This window comes from Syntrophales bacterium (assembly GCA_035363115.1).
Taxonomy (GTDB): domain Bacteria; phylum Desulfobacterota; class Syntrophia; order Syntrophales; family PHBD01; genus PHBD01.
In genome coordinates, this window is record DAOSEM010000012.1 from 61154 (window position 1) to 73922 (window position 12769).

Sequence of the window (12769 nt, forward strand, 5' to 3'; positions counted from 1 at the left end):
GCGATTGTTGACGACTTTTGGCACTTTAACCTTGACAGGGAGGGGCATTTCGGATAAATGTCTCAACCTTAATTTCCCAAGGAGGAAGGCAGTTGGCCACACACGTATCCGCGATCAAGAGAAGCAAGCAGAATGAGAAACGGCGCCTTCGGAACGCCATGGTGAAGTCCAGTGTCAAGACGTCGGTCAAGCAGGTCCTCGGGGCCGTGGACAGCAAGGACAAGGAAGCGTCCCTGGCCGCGCTGAACGAAGCGATCCCGGCGATCCAGAAGGCCGCCGCCAAGGGCGCCTTTCACAAGAAGACCGCTTCCCGCAAGGTCTCCCGCCTGACCAAGAAGGTCAACACGATTCAAGCAAAGTAACCCGGCCTTTCAGAAACCGGACAGGATCATGGAATAAGCCCTCTCGGCTGAGTCACTGGCCAGCTTGATGAGGGCTTCCTTTCTGTTGCGCTCGGTTACCGAAAGGCTCGTCGGGCTCACCTTGTAGTCTCCCGTCAGGCTGAAGTCGCTGTTCGCCCAGAGAACCTTCCCCGTCTCCCTCTCCTCAAAGGACAGGTCCACGATTGCAGTCCAGCGCTCTTCCGACGCCAGGTTTCCCGCGGTATAGGCCAGGGGCGTCCGGATAAGGGTCTTGATATTGCCCTTCAGGACGGCATCCGCCTGGGCCGCCTGGTCGACGACCTGGAAGCGCCCACCCTGGATGATCCGGTCGATGAAGGCCGACCGGAACGTGCTCTCCACATTGGGCTCGGTGGTGGCATTCCCGAAGGTTGTGACGTGGACCCGTTTGATGGCCGGATCGACGCCGTCGCCGCCGGTGCCCACGAAATGATAGCCGCAGGCCCACAGGGATGTCAGGGCCAGCACGATGAGCCAGAAGATCTGCCGTCTCGAAAGCCGCATGGTCGCCAATCCTCCCCGTCAGCCCTTGATCACGATGTTGACGAGCTTGCGGGGAACATAGACCTCCTTGACCACCTGCTTCCCCTCGATCATCTTGGCGATTTTCTCGTCCGCCCGGGCGAGCGCCTTGATCTTGTCCTCCTCCTCGTCGGCCGGCACGGTGATGCGGCTGCGGACCTTGCCGTTGACCTGGAGCACGACGGTAATCTCCTCCTCGGAAGCCACTTCCCGGTCCCACGCCGGCCAGGTCATGTCAGCCAGGGGCGTCTTCTGGCCGAGCGTTTCCCACAGCTCCTCGGTGATGTGGGGAACGATGGGGGCCATCATGAGAAGCACCGCCTCCACGGCCTCCCGGACCACCGAGAGGGCCTGCGTATCGCTCTTGTCCGGCCTGTTGAGCAGGTACAGGGCGTTCACCAGCTCCATGACGGCGCTGATGGCGGTATTGAAGCGGAAGCGGTCTTCCAGGTCGGCCGTGACCTTGCGGATCGTCTGATGAGTCTTCCGGCGGAGGTTTTTCAGGTCTCCGTCCAGGGGCGTCTTCCCGTCGAAGGGGGCCACGTCCCGGATGTCTTCCAGGTATTCCTCCATGACGATCCGCCAGATGCGGCTGAGGAAGCGGAAAGAGCCTTCCACGCCCTGGTCGCTCCATTCCAGGTCCTTCTCCGGCGGCGACGCGAACAGGCAGAAGGCCCGGGCCGTGTCGGCGCCGTATTTCTTGACGAGGTAGTCGGGATCGACGATGTTCCTCAGCGATTTCGACATCTTCTCCGTTTTCCCGATGATGACGTCGCGGTTGCAGGAAGCACATTTCCCGTCCTTGACTTCTTCCGGGAAGAGGAAGCCGTGCTCGGGGCATTTCATCGTTTCCTTGCAGACCATGCCCTGCGTGAGCAGGTTCGCGAAGGGCTCGTCCACGCCGATGACACCGAAGTCCCGGAGCATCCGCGTATAGAAGCGGGAATAGAGAAGGTGCAGGATCGCATGCTCGATCCCGCCGATGTACTGGTCCACGGGCATCCAGTAGTCCAGGGCCTTCCGGTCCAGGCCGGGCTTGACGTCGTGGACGGCACAGCAGAACCGGTCGAAATACCAGGAGGATTCCACGAAGGTGTCCATTGTGTCGGTCTCGCGCCGGGCGGGGCCGCTGCAGCCGGGACAGGTCGTCTCGGCGAAGGCCTTGTGCCGCGCCAGGGGCGAGCCGCCCTCTCCGGTCAGCTCCACGTCCATCGGCAGGACCACCGGGAGGTCTTTCTCGGGGACCGGCACGGTGCCGCACTTCTCGCAGTAGATCATGGGAATCGGAGCGCCCCAGTAGCGCTGGCGCGAAATTCCCCAGTCGCGGAGGCGGTACTGGATGGTCCGCTGGCCCCGCTTCAGGGAGATCAGGTGGTCCGCGATGGCGTCCAGGGCTTTCATGTTCTCCATCCCGTTGAACGGTCCGGAGTTCACGAGGATCCCCTCGTCGACGTAGGCCTCCGTCATGGTCTGGACGTTGAGCGCCCGGTTCGGCGGCTGGATGACCACGATGAGCGGAAGGTTGTACTTCTTGGCAAACTCGAAGTCGCGCTGGTCGTGGGTCGGCACCGCCATGACGCAACCCGTGCCGTAGTCGGCCAGGACGAAGTTGGCGGCAAAGATGGGCATCTTCTTGTGGGTCACGGGGTTCAGGCAGTACGACTCCAGAAAGACGCCTTCCTTCTCATAATAGTCGGAGGTGCGGAGGTTCTTGTCCTGCCGCTTGATCTTCTCGACGAACTCCTGGACCTCCTTCTCGCACTCCTTGCCTTTCGCCAGCTCCAGGACCAGGGGGTGCTCCGCGGCGACCAGCATGAACGTGGCCCCGTAAATGGTGTCCTGCCGGGTGGTGAAGACCTTGATCTCGCCGTTGCCGTCGGCCATGGGAAAGATCATCTCGAAGCCGTGGCTCTTGCCGATCCAGTTGCGCTGCATGGTAAGAACCCGCTCGGGCCAGCCGGACAGCCGGTCGCAGCCTTCCAGGAGCTCCTCCACGTAGGCGGTGATCCGGAAGAACCACTGGTCCAGGGTCTTCTCCACCACCTCGGTGGAGCAGCGCCAGCACAGCCCCGCCTCCACCTGCTCGTTGGCCAGGACCGTCTGGCACTTGGAGCACCAGTTCACCGAGGAGGTCTTCTTGTAGGCAAGGCCCTTTTCGTACATCCACAGGAAGAAGAGCTGCTCCCACTTGTAGTAGAAGGGCTCGCAGGTGGAGATCTCCCGGTCCCAGTCGTAGCTGAAGCCCATACGCTTGAGCTGCTTCTTCATGTTGGCGATGTTGTCGTTCGTCCAGACGGCGGGATGGATGCCCCGCTCGATGGCGGCGTTCTCGGCGGGCATGCCGAAGGCGTCCCAGCCCATGGGGTGCAGGACATTGAACCCCCTCATCCGCTTGTAGCGGGACACGACGTCGCCGATGGCGTAGTTGCGGACGTGGCCGATGTGGATCCGGCCGGATGGATAGGGAAACATCTCCAGGAGGTAGTACTTCTTCCGCGAGGGGTCCTCATGGACGTGGAACGTCTTGTTCTCCTCCCACTTCGTCTGCCATTTCTCTTCGATTTCCCAGGGGTTGTACTTGATGTTCATGGCGGGCTCCCTTAGCGTAGAGATGTTGTCCCTCCGTAACACAACGGGTCTGTTCTTTCAACAGGATTGGGGAAAAACGGGCTGTTGCGGGGCGGCAAACCCTCAGTCCGGGCTCGACTCCGGACCGGGCGGCTCTTCCCCGCCGGACGGTTCCGTACCGGGCTGGGGTTCCGGGGGCTTTGGCTCTCGTCCGAAGCGGCCGTGCAGGGCGTCGAGGATGCCGTTGATGAAGGCCCCCGAGTTTTCGGATCCGAAGAGCTTTCCCAGGTCGATGGCCTCGTTGAGGGCCACCTTGGGGGGAATGTCCGGGCAGAACCGGAGCTCGTAGACGGCCATCCGGAGGATGGCCTTGTCGACCTTGGACATGCGGGGAAGGGACCAGTGCTCGGAGCAGCTCCCGATGAGCCCGTCGATCTCGTCCCGCCGCTCCCACGTCCCGGTCACCAGGTCCGCGGTGAATTCGCGTGCGTCCGCCGGCATCTCCGAACGGTCGAAGTTCTGCCAGTAGTGTTCAAGAGCTTCCCAGGGGTCCCGTTCCTGGACATCGAGGCCGTAAAGGATCTGTACGGCCGCTTCCCGGGCCTTTCTTCTGACTTGCATGGGTATTGATGCCGCCTTCCGGCGGGCCTTTCAGATTTTCCGGAAGAGGTCGACCATCTCGATGGCCGTCATGGCCGCATCCCAGCCCTTGTTGCCCGACTTCGAGCCGGCACGCTCGATGGCCTGCTCGATCGTGTCGGTCGTGAGGACTCCAAAGGCGACGGGAACTTCCGTCTCCAGCCCGACCATGGCGATTCCCTTGGTCGTCTCGGCGCTGATGTACTCGAAGTGGGGCGTGGCCCCCCGGATGACCGCCCCCAGGCAGATCACGGCATCGAACCGGCCGCTCTTGGCTATCTTCTTCGCCGCCAGCGGCAGCTCGAAGGCCCCCGGGACCTTGTAGACCTGGATGTCCTTCTCGTCGGCGCCGGCCCGGACGAGGGCGTCTAGGGCTCCCTCGATGAGGCGGCCGCAGATGAAGTCGTTGAAGCGGCTGGCGATGATCCCGAACCGCATTCCCTTGGCAACGATCTTTCCTTCCACCGTTTTCGGCATGGCTTTTCTCCATTCCCGTCCAGGGCCGTTGAAAAACGGCTGCCTGCTGCATTTCCCTCTTCCTTCGCCACTCGACGTACGAAACGAAATGACTCGCGGCTCAGGATTTCGGGCGTCTTGCATCCAACCCTTTTTGAACAGCCCGGGGCAAAGGTCTTGTCCTCTCCAAGAGGGGACGGGTTTCCATCCGTCCCCGAATCCGTCTACACACCGTTGAGCATGTGCCCCATCTTCTTCTTTTTCACCGCCAGGTACCGGATACTGCTGTCCGTCGGCTCGATCTCGATGGGGACCCGCTCGGTGATGGTGATGCCGTATCCCTCCAGGCCGACCACCTTGCGGGGATTGTTCGTCATGAGCCGCATCTTGCGGACTCCCTGGTCCGCGAGGATCTGGGCGCCGATGCCGTAGTCCCGGAGGTCCGCCTTGAACCCCAGATCGAGATTCGCCTCCACGGTGTCGCGGCCCTGTTCCTGCAGCTCGTAGGCCTTGATCTTGTTCACCAGGCCGATGCCCCGGCCTTCCTGGTGCATGTAGACGATCACGCCCTTGCCTTCTTCCTCCACCATTTTCATGGCCGTCTGGAGCTGATCGCCACAGTCGCAGCGGAGGGACCCGAAGATGTCGCCGGTGGCGCACTCGGAGTGCACCCGGACGAGGACCTCGTCTTCCGGCGTGATCTCACCCTTGACGAGGGCGATGTGGAGGATGTCGTCCACGTCGTTCTCATAGATGGTGATGCGGAAATCGCCGCCGAACTTCGTCGGCAGCATGGCCGAGGCGGAGCGGTGGATGAGCCGTTCGTGCTGCATGCGGAACTCGATCAAGTCCGCGATGGTGATGATCTTGAGCCGGTGCTCCGCGGCGAAGATTTCCAGGTCGGGCATGCGGGCCATCGTCCCGTCATCCTTCATGACCTCACAGATGACGCCGGAAGGCTTGAGTCCCGCCAGGCGGGCCAGGTCGACGGAACCCTCCGTCTGGCCCGTTCGTACGAGGACGCCGCCCTTGCGGGCCCGGATCGGGAAAATGTGGCCCGGGCTGACCAGGTCCTCCGGCCGGGCGCTGTCGTCCACGGCCGCCCGGATGGTAGTGGCCCGGTCGGCCGCCGAGATCCCCGTGGACACCCCGTGCTTCGCCTCGATGGAGACGGTGAAGGCCGTGCCGAAGCGGGACCGGTTGTCCCGCACCATGGGGTACAGGTGGAGCCGGTCGGCGTGGTCTTCCGTCAGGGTCAGGCAGATGAGGCCCCTTCCATAGCGGGCCATGAAATTGACGGCCTCCGGCGTGGCGAACTGGGCCGCCATGCAGAGATCGCCCTCGTTTTCGCGGTCCTCGTCGTCGACGAGGATGACCATCCGGCCATTCCGGATGTCTTCCAATGCTTCCTTGATCGAACTGACAGCCATGTCTCAATGTCCCTTGCCGAAGCCGTGCTCCGCCAGGAAGGCCAGGTCGATCCCCCGGCCGCCCTTTCCTCCCGGCAGAAGCTTCTCGATGTATTTGCCCAGAATGTCCGTCTCGATGTTCACGGCGTCGGCCACTTTCCGGAATCCCAGGGTGGTCTGCCCCGCCGTGTGGGGGATGACGTTAACATAGAAACGGTTATTTTCACAACGGTTTACCGTCAGGCTGATGCCGTCCACCGCGACGGAGCCTTTTTCGACGATGTACTTCGCCAACTCCCCGGGAATCTCGAAGCCGAAGACGATCGAGGTGCCCCGGTCGGTCTTCTCGACGATCCGCCCCACGGCATCCACGTGGCCCAGGACGAGGTGCCCGCCGAGGAAATCCGTCAGGCGCAGGGCCTTCTCCAGGTTCACCCGCGCCCCCGTCCGGAGTCCCTTCAGGGTCGTCCGCTCCAGGGTCTCCGCCGAGACGTCGGCGGAGAAGCGGTTCCCGTCCCGTGTCGTCACCGTGAGGCAGGCCCCGTTGACGGCGATGCTGTCGCCGGTCTTGATGTCCGAAAGATCCAGGGCGGAATCCACTTCCAGCCGACCCTCGGGACCCTTCTTCGCAAGCCCCCGGACGGTGCCGAACCCCTGGATGATCCCCGTGAACATGATCCGCAATCCCCGGCCTTCCGGCTATTTCTGATTCTTCTTGTTGACCTGGAGGAAGTCCTGCAACTCCTCCATGAAGTCCCCAACGTCCTTGAAGGACCGGTACACCGAGGCGAACCGAACGTAGGCCACGCCGTCGAGCTCTTTCAGCTCCCGCATGACCTGCTCCCCGATGTCCGTCGAGGGGATCTCCTTTCCCTGGTACTCCTGGCAGGCCTGCTCGATCCGCTCGATGATCGCCTCGATCGCCTCCGTGGGGATGGGCCGCTTCTCGCAGGCCTTCTTGATGCCGTTTTTGATCTTCAGCATGTCGAAGGGCTCCCGGCGGCCGTCCTTCTTGACCACCACCGGCAGGACTTCCTCGACGTACTCGTAGGTCGTAAAGCGCTTTCCGCAGCCCAGGCATTCCCTGCGGCGGCGGATGGAGTTGCTGTCCTTGCTCACCCGGGAATCGATGACCTTGTTTTCCGCGTTTCCGCAGAACGGGCATTTCATGTTCTGGACACCTCGATGCCCGCCTCCTGGAGCATCTCCGCCGCCAGGCCGTCCTGGTAGCCGTCGCGGATGACGATCCGGATGATCCCCGCGTTGATGATCATCTTCGCGCAGATCACACAGGGCTGGTTCGTGCAGTACAGGGTCGCTCCCCGGACGCTGACGCCATGGAGGGCCGCCTGGATGATGGCGTTCTGCTCCGCGTGCAGCCCCCGGCACAACTCGTGGCGCTCCCCCGAGGGGACATTCATCTCCAGCCGGAGACAGCCCCGGTCGAGGCAGTGGGCCATCCCGGAGGGGGCGCCGTTGTACCCCGTGGACAGGATCCGCCGGTCCCGGACCAGGGCCGCCCCGACCTTGCGCCGCACACAGGTGGAGCGCCGGGCGACGACCCCGACGATGTCCATGAAGTACTCGTCCCAGGAGGGACGCTTCGCCCCGTCTTCCGTCATGACCCCGCCCGGATCCGCTCCGCGTAGAGAGGGAACCGCTCGCAGAGGGCCGAGACATCCGCCCGGACCTCCGCCACCAGGGCCTCGTTTGCGGGATCCCGGAGGACCCGGGCGATCCAGCCCGCGATGAGGCGCATCTCGTCTTCCTTCATCCCCCGGGTCGTCAGGGCCGGCGTGCCGATCCGGATCCCGCTGGTCACCATGGGACCCCTCGTGTCGAAGGGGATGCCGTTCTTGTTGACGGTGATGCCGGCCCGGTCGAGGACTTCCTGGGCGTCCCTGCCGGTTACGCCCGCTTCCGTCAGGTCCACCAGCATCAGGTGGTTGTCGGTTCCACCGGAGACAAGGCGGAAGCCTTCCTTCATGAGCGTATCGGCGACGGCCTTCGCGTTCTTCACGATCTGCGCCTGGTAGTCCCGGAAGGCCGGCTGCAGCGCCTCCTGGAAGGCTACGGCCTTCGCCGCGATGACGTGCATCAGCGGCCCCCCCTGCATGCCCGGAAAGACCCGGCTGTTCAAGGCCTGGGCGAAGTCCTGGCGGCACATGACGAGTCCGCCGCGGGGGCCCCGGAGGGTCTTGTGGGTCGTCGAGGTGACGAACTCGCAGACGGAAATCGGCGAGGGGTGCAGCCCCACGGCCACGAGGCCCGCGATGTGGGCGATGTCGGCCATGATGAAGGCCCCGACCGAGTCGGCGACCCGCCGGAAGGCCTCGAAGTCGATGGTCCGGGGATAAGCGCTGGCGCCGACGACGATCAGCTTCGGCTTGTGCTTCTTCGCCTGGTCCTCCACCTCGTTGAAGTCGATGGTTTCCGTGTCCTTCCGGACACCGTAGGCCACGACGTTGTACAGTTTCCCGGAGAAGTTGGCGGGGCTGCCGTGGGAGAGGTGCCCGCCGTGGGAGAGGTTCATGCCCAGAACCGTGTCGCCCGGCTGGAGGGTGGCGAAGTAGACGGCCATGTTCGCCTGGGTGCCCGAGTGGGGCTGGACGTTCGCGTGGTCGGCGCCGAAGAGCTTCTTGCAGCGCTCGATGGCCAGCGTTTCGGCCACGTCCACGTACTCGCATCCGCCGTAGTAGCGCTTCGCAGGGTAGCCCTCGGCGTACTTGTTCGTCATGATGCTGCCCTGAGCCTCCAGAACGGCCTCGCTGACGAAGTTCTCCGAGGCGATCATCTCCAGTTTGCCGGCCTGCCGGACCGTCTCCTGCAGAATGGCGTCGGCGATCTCCGGATCGGTCTTTTTCAGGTTCGTCATGGGTTCCGTCTTCCTCCCGTTCTCGTGGTTTATTTGAGGTGCAGGGTTTCCTCGATCCCGCGGATCTTGTCAAGGCGCTGCGCGTGGCGCCCCCCTTCGAATTCCGTCAGGAGCCATGTCCGGACGATGCGCCGGGCCGTCTCCGGATCGGTCTTGCGTCCCGCCAGAACGAGGACGTTGCTGTCGTTATGGAGGCGGCTCATGCGGGCCGTCTCCTCGTCCAGGCACAGGGCCGCCCGGACACCGGGATACCGGTTGGCGGCAATGGCCATGCCGATGCCGGAGCCGCAGACGAGGATCCCCCGGGGAAACCGGCCCGCCGCGACGGCCTCCGCCACGGCGCGGGCGAAGTCGGGGTAATCCACGGGCTCCGGGCCGTTCGTGCCGGCGTCCGTTACGGGGATGTTCCCCTTGACCAGGATCGCCTTGACGGCTTCCTTCAGGTCGTAACCAGCGTGGTCGGCGCCGAGAATGAGGGGCTGCATGTTCATGGTGCAAACTTTCGCAGGACAATCACGGCGTTGGCCCCTCCGAACCCGAAGGTGCTTGACAGGGCCGTCCGGATCTCCTGACGGCGGGCCTTGTTCGGCACATAGTCCAGGTCGCACGCCGGGTCGGGATTGTCCAGGTTGATGGTTGGAGGCAGGATTCCCTCCTCCAACGCCTTGGCCGTAAAGATCGCCTCGACTCCGCCGGTGGCCCCGAGCAGGTGCCCCGTCATCGATTTCGTCGAGCTGACGGCGATTTTCCTGCTGTGCTCTCCGAAGACGTCTTTGACGGCCTCTGTTTCATAGACGTCGTTCAGGGGTGTGGAGGTCCCGTGGGCATTGATGTAATCAATGTCTTCCGGCCGGAGCCCGGCGTCGCGGATGGCCTCCCGCATGCACCGGGCCGCTCCCGCGTGTCCCGGCGGGGGCGCCGCCAGGTGAAAGGCGTCCGCCGTGGAGCCGTAACCAACGATTTCAGCATGGATCGGGGCGCCCCGGTCGAGGGCCCGGTTCATCTCCTCCAGGACGACGAGTCCGCATCCTTCGGAAATGACGAATCCGTCTCGATCCCGGTCAAAAGGACGGCTGGCCTTTTCCGGCTCGTCGTTGCGGAGCGACATGGCCCGCATGACGTTGAAACCGCCGATCCCCAAGGGCGTGACGGCCGCCTCGGCACCGCCGGCAAGCATGACATCCGCCCAGCCGCCGGCAATGATCCGATAGGAGTCCCCGATGGCGTGGTTCCCGGCGGAGCAGGCGGTGGTGGTGCAGTTGATGGGTCCCCGGAGGCTGTACCGAATGGACACGTGACCCGCCGCAAGGTTGCCCAGGGCCGCCGGAAGCGCGAACGGGGAGATCTTCCGGGGGCCTCCCCGGTCGAAGGCCTCCTTCGCGGTCTCCATGCTGGAGAGGCCTCCGATGGCCGATCCAATGATCGTTCCGGCCCGGTCTCCCCCGGCCGTGTCCCCCGTCAGCGCCGCGTCGGCCATGGCCATGTCGGAGGCGGCGAGTGCATAAATGATGAAGAGGTCGAGGCGGCGGAGCCACTTCGGATCAACAAAGGCCAGCGGATCGAAGTTCTTCACCTCGCCGGCAATCCTGGTCTGGTGGCTCGTGGTGTCGAACCGGGTGATGGGTCCGATGCCGGACCGGCCTGCGCAGATGTTTTCCCAGGCCTCCCGGGCGGAGTTGCCCACGGGGGTGACGGCCCCCAGGCCCGTGATGACAACCCTTCTCCTGTTCGTCATGAAATCCGCCTGCGGTCGATGATTGATCAGGAAACACCCTTGCTCTTGAGGAAGTCGATGGCGTCCTGGATGGTGCGGATTTTTTCCAGTTCGTTATCGGCGATGGTGATGCCGAAGTTTTCTTCCATCTCCATGATCAGTTCCACCAGGTCCAGGGAGTCGGCGCCGAGGTCCTCGATGAAGGCTGCCTCGGGAACACACTCCTCGCGCGTTACGCCGAGTTGCTCCATGATGATGTTGATGACCTTTTCCTCCAGTGTCATGAACCGTTTCCTCCTTCAGGATTGCAGTTTCGGCTCCATCTCCTCCGCGAAGAGCGCCGCGGTTTTCCTCAGGGAATCCGCGTTCTCCACGCTCAGCAGGCGGAACCTCCGGTCGATGCGTTTGATGAGGGCCGACAGGGTGCGCTTGGGCCCCATCTCCAGGATCGTATCCAACCCCAGGTCGGCCATTTTTTCGATGGTCTCTTTCCATCGGACCGGCTGGACGATCTGCCGGCACAGAAGATCCCTGGCTGTTTCGCGGGTATAGAAGACGCCGGGATCGCAGTTCGGGATGACGGGCACGGCAAACTCCCCGAAGGGGATCCCCTCCAGGTCCTCCCGGAGGCGCTCCGAGGCCGGGGCAAGCAGGCTGCAGTGGCAGGGAACGCTGATGGGCAGCTTCACCGCCTGGGCTCCGCCGGTCCGCCGAATCTCTTCCACTGCCCGCTCCACCGCCGCGGAATGCCCGGAAACGACGGTCTGACCGGGAGCGTTGTGGATGGCCAGGGTAACCTCCTCCCCGTCGGAGCAAACCCTGTTGCAGGCTTCCCGTACGTCATCCTCTCCGGGTCCCAGGATCGCCGCCATGGCCCCTTCCCCCAGGGGAACGGCGTCCTGGTGGTATCTGGCCCGGGCCCGGACGAGGGGGAAAAGGTGTTCCAGGGACAGGGCGCCGGCGGCATAGAGGGCCGCGTATTCTCCCAGGCTGTGGCCGGCCAGGACTTCGGGAGCCAGCGGCACCTCGCGGCGGAAAGCTTCGTAGATGGCGATTTCCAGCGTCAGAACAACCGTCTGGGTGTTGACCGTAAGGTCCAGAGCTTCCCGGGGTCCCTCGAAACAGAGGGAGGCCACATCGAAGCCAAGGATGTCCCGGACCCGGTCGAAGACTTCGCGGGCGGCGGCGTACTCGCGGTACAGGTCGCTGCCCATTCCCACATACTGCGATCCCTGTCCGGGAAAAACCAGTCCCAGTCGGAACATGGACGGCCCTCTCCTGAACGGCCGGCTCGGACTACGACAGTTTTTCCGCCGGCACGACCTCGCGGCCCTTGTAGGTGCCGCAATTGGGGCAAACGCGGTGGGGAAGTTTCGGCTCGCCGCACTGCGGGCAGGCGGACGCCTGGGCCGGGGTCAGGAAATCGTGGGATCTTCGCTTGTTCCGGCGGGTTTTGGAGTGTCGCTTGACTGGGTTTGGCATGACCGATGTTCCTCGTTTTCAAGAATTTTTCAACTTCAGTTTTTTCAGCACGGCGAGGCGCTCGTCCCCCCCGCGGGGGGGGCATGTACAGGCCTCCCGGTTCAGGTTGGCCCCGCAGGAACCGCACAATCCCCGGCAGTCGTCCCGGCAGAGCATCTTCATCGGAACCTGAAGCATGATCTGCTCGTAGATCACCGGGTCCAGATCGATGATCTCCTCCCGGTAATACACACAATCCAGGTCATCCCGGGACAGCTCTTTTTCCTCCGCGTGTATATCCGGTTCGGGCAGAAAGATATAGCGGAATTCGCACTGGATTGGCAACCGTGCTTTTTCCAGGCAGCGGCAGCACTCGCCCTGAACCTCCGTTACCAGGGAGCCCTCCACGTAAATCGCCTCACGGACCTTCTTGAGGGTGCAGGAGACCTGGACTCCGCCGACCGTGAACCCCAACGGCCCGCTTCCGCCCGGCAACTCCTCCAGCCAGCCCTCCCCTTTATGAAAGGAACAGGCTCTGCCTTCCTCGGGAATCTGTCCGATGGGGATTTGCATGGAAACACCTCATCCGGAAGAAAGGGCTGAATAAAGGACAAAACCCGTACCTTGTCAAGCAATTTCTCGGCGGAGGATCCGTGAAAAAAATCCCTTGACAAGGCAGCGGGATCTCGTTAATCGTCTTGTGACTGACTGGTCAGTCACTTTT

General features: G+C 63.3%; 16 protein-coding genes. 1 reads left to right on the top strand and 15 read right to left on the bottom strand.

Annotated features, from left to right (window positions below; genetic code table 11):
* The first annotated feature begins 92 nt into the window (after positions 1-92).
* Complete coding sequence (gene rpsT, locus PLO63_16990) at positions 93-362, top strand: 30S ribosomal protein S20 (protein HOI75838.1); 270 nt, start codon at positions 93-95, stop codon at positions 360-362.
* A 9-nt stretch (positions 363-371) separates the two neighbouring features.
* Here the strand turns inward: rpsT and lptE are convergent, their stop codons facing one another.
* From lptE to PLO63_17065, 15 genes are all read right to left on the bottom strand, one after another.
* On the bottom strand, positions 372-905 hold the full coding sequence (lptE, locus tag PLO63_16995) for an LPS assembly lipoprotein LptE (protein ID HOI75839.1): 534 nt from the start codon (positions 903-905) through the stop codon (positions 372-374).
* Between the two features lie 18 nt (positions 906-923).
* On the bottom strand, positions 924-3512 hold the full coding sequence (gene leuS / locus PLO63_17000) for a leucine--tRNA ligase (GenBank protein ID HOI75840.1): 2589 nt from the start codon (positions 3510-3512) through the stop codon (positions 924-926).
* 102 nt (positions 3513-3614) lie between these two features.
* Complete coding sequence (gene nusB / locus PLO63_17005; protein HOI75841.1) at positions 3615-4112, bottom strand: transcription antitermination factor NusB; 498 nt, start codon at positions 4110-4112, stop codon at positions 3615-3617.
* 30 nt (positions 4113-4142) lie between these two features.
* Complete coding sequence (gene ribE / locus PLO63_17010; protein ID HOI75842.1) at positions 4143-4607, bottom strand: 6,7-dimethyl-8-ribityllumazine synthase; 465 nt, start codon at positions 4605-4607, stop codon at positions 4143-4145.
* A gap of 203 nt (positions 4608-4810) precedes the next feature.
* Positions 4811-6016 carry a bifunctional 3,4-dihydroxy-2-butanone-4-phosphate synthase/GTP cyclohydrolase II gene (locus PLO63_17015; protein HOI75843.1) on the bottom strand — a complete coding sequence of 402 codons (1206 nt, stop codon included), beginning with the start codon at positions 6014-6016 and terminating at the stop codon, positions 4811-4813.
* A gap of 3 nt (positions 6017-6019) precedes the next feature.
* Positions 6020-6670, bottom strand: a complete 651-nt coding sequence (locus PLO63_17020; GenBank protein HOI75844.1) for a riboflavin synthase — start codon at positions 6668-6670, stop codon at positions 6020-6022.
* 24 nt (positions 6671-6694) lie between these two features.
* Positions 6695-7165, bottom strand: coding sequence for a transcriptional regulator NrdR (gene nrdR, locus PLO63_17025; GenBank protein HOI75845.1), 471 nt, complete (start codon positions 7163-7165; stop codon positions 6695-6697).
* Complete coding sequence (locus tag PLO63_17030; GenBank protein ID HOI75846.1) at positions 7162-7617, bottom strand: cytidine/deoxycytidylate deaminase family protein; 456 nt, start codon at positions 7615-7617, stop codon at positions 7162-7164. The genes nrdR and PLO63_17030 overlap by 4 nt, the downstream gene beginning before the upstream one ends.
* Positions 7614-8870, bottom strand: a complete 1257-nt coding sequence (gene glyA / locus PLO63_17035; GenBank protein HOI75847.1) for a serine hydroxymethyltransferase — start codon at positions 8868-8870, stop codon at positions 7614-7616. The genes PLO63_17030 and glyA overlap by 4 nt, the downstream gene beginning before the upstream one ends.
* Positions 8871-8899: 29 nt before the next feature.
* Positions 8900-9361 carry a ribose 5-phosphate isomerase B gene (gene rpiB, locus PLO63_17040; protein HOI75848.1) on the bottom strand — a complete coding sequence of 154 codons (462 nt, stop codon included), beginning with the start codon at positions 9359-9361 and terminating at the stop codon, positions 8900-8902.
* The gene (gene fabF, locus PLO63_17045; GenBank protein HOI75849.1) at positions 9358-10605 is read right to left on the bottom strand and encodes a beta-ketoacyl-ACP synthase II; all 1248 of its coding nucleotides are present in this window, start codon (positions 10603-10605) and stop codon (positions 9358-9360) included. Before fabF ends, rpiB begins: the two co-directional genes overlap by 4 nt.
* A gap of 26 nt (positions 10606-10631) precedes the next feature.
* Positions 10632-10868, bottom strand: a complete 237-nt coding sequence (gene acpP, locus PLO63_17050) for an acyl carrier protein (protein ID HOI75850.1) — start codon at positions 10866-10868, stop codon at positions 10632-10634.
* Positions 10869-10883: 15 nt separating this feature from the next.
* Positions 10884-11849 carry an ACP S-malonyltransferase gene (fabD, locus tag PLO63_17055; GenBank protein HOI75851.1) on the bottom strand — a complete coding sequence of 322 codons (966 nt, stop codon included), beginning with the start codon at positions 11847-11849 and terminating at the stop codon, positions 10884-10886.
* A gap of 31 nt (positions 11850-11880) precedes the next feature.
* Positions 11881-12066 (bottom strand): 50S ribosomal protein L32, encoded by a 186-nt coding sequence (gene rpmF, locus PLO63_17060; GenBank protein HOI75852.1) that lies wholly within the window; start codon positions 12064-12066, stop codon positions 11881-11883.
* Between the two features lie 18 nt (positions 12067-12084).
* Positions 12085-12618: a DUF177 domain-containing protein gene (locus tag PLO63_17065; protein HOI75853.1), complete on the bottom strand. Its 534-nt coding sequence runs from the start codon at positions 12616-12618 to the stop codon at positions 12085-12087.
* Between the last annotated feature and the right edge of the window lie 151 nt (positions 12619-12769).

Coding starts and splice junctions, on each gene's coding strand:
- lptE (HOI75839.1), bottom strand. CDS start 905: ATGCGGCTTTCGAGACGGCAGATCTTCTGGCTCATCGTGCTGGCCCTG.
- leuS (HOI75840.1), bottom strand. CDS start 3,512: ATGAACATCAAGTACAACCCCTGGGAAATCGAAGAGAAATGGCAGACG.
- nusB (HOI75841.1), bottom strand. CDS start 4,112: ATGCAAGTCAGAAGAAAGGCCCGGGAAGCGGCCGTACAGATCCTTTAC.
- ribE (HOI75842.1), bottom strand. CDS start 4,607: ATGCCGAAAACGGTGGAAGGAAAGATCGTTGCCAAGGGAATGCGGTTC.
- PLO63_17015 (HOI75843.1), bottom strand. CDS start 6,016: ATGGCTGTCAGTTCGATCAAGGAAGCATTGGAAGACATCCGGAATGGC.
- PLO63_17020 (HOI75844.1), bottom strand. CDS start 6,670: ATGTTCACGGGGATCATCCAGGGGTTCGGCACCGTCCGGGGGCTTGCG.
- nrdR (HOI75845.1), bottom strand. CDS start 7,165: ATGAAATGCCCGTTCTGCGGAAACGCGGAAAACAAGGTCATCGATTCC.
- PLO63_17030 (HOI75846.1), bottom strand. CDS start 7,617: ATGACGGAAGACGGGGCGAAGCGTCCCTCCTGGGACGAGTACTTCATG.
- glyA (HOI75847.1), bottom strand. CDS start 8,870: ATGACGAACCTGAAAAAGACCGATCCGGAGATCGCCGACGCCATTCTG.
- rpiB (HOI75848.1), bottom strand. CDS start 9,361: ATGAACATGCAGCCCCTCATTCTCGGCGCCGACCACGCTGGTTACGAC.
- fabF (HOI75849.1), bottom strand. CDS start 10,605: ATGACGAACAGGAGAAGGGTTGTCATCACGGGCCTGGGGGCCGTCACC.
- acpP (HOI75850.1), bottom strand. CDS start 10,868: ATGACACTGGAGGAAAAGGTCATCAACATCATCATGGAGCAACTCGGC.
- fabD (HOI75851.1), bottom strand. CDS start 11,849: ATGTTCCGACTGGGACTGGTTTTTCCCGGACAGGGATCGCAGTATGTG.
- rpmF (HOI75852.1), bottom strand. CDS start 12,066: ATGCCAAACCCAGTCAAGCGACACTCCAAAACCCGCCGGAACAAGCGA.
- PLO63_17065 (HOI75853.1), bottom strand. CDS start 12,618: ATGCAAATCCCCATCGGACAGATTCCCGAGGAAGGCAGAGCCTGTTCC.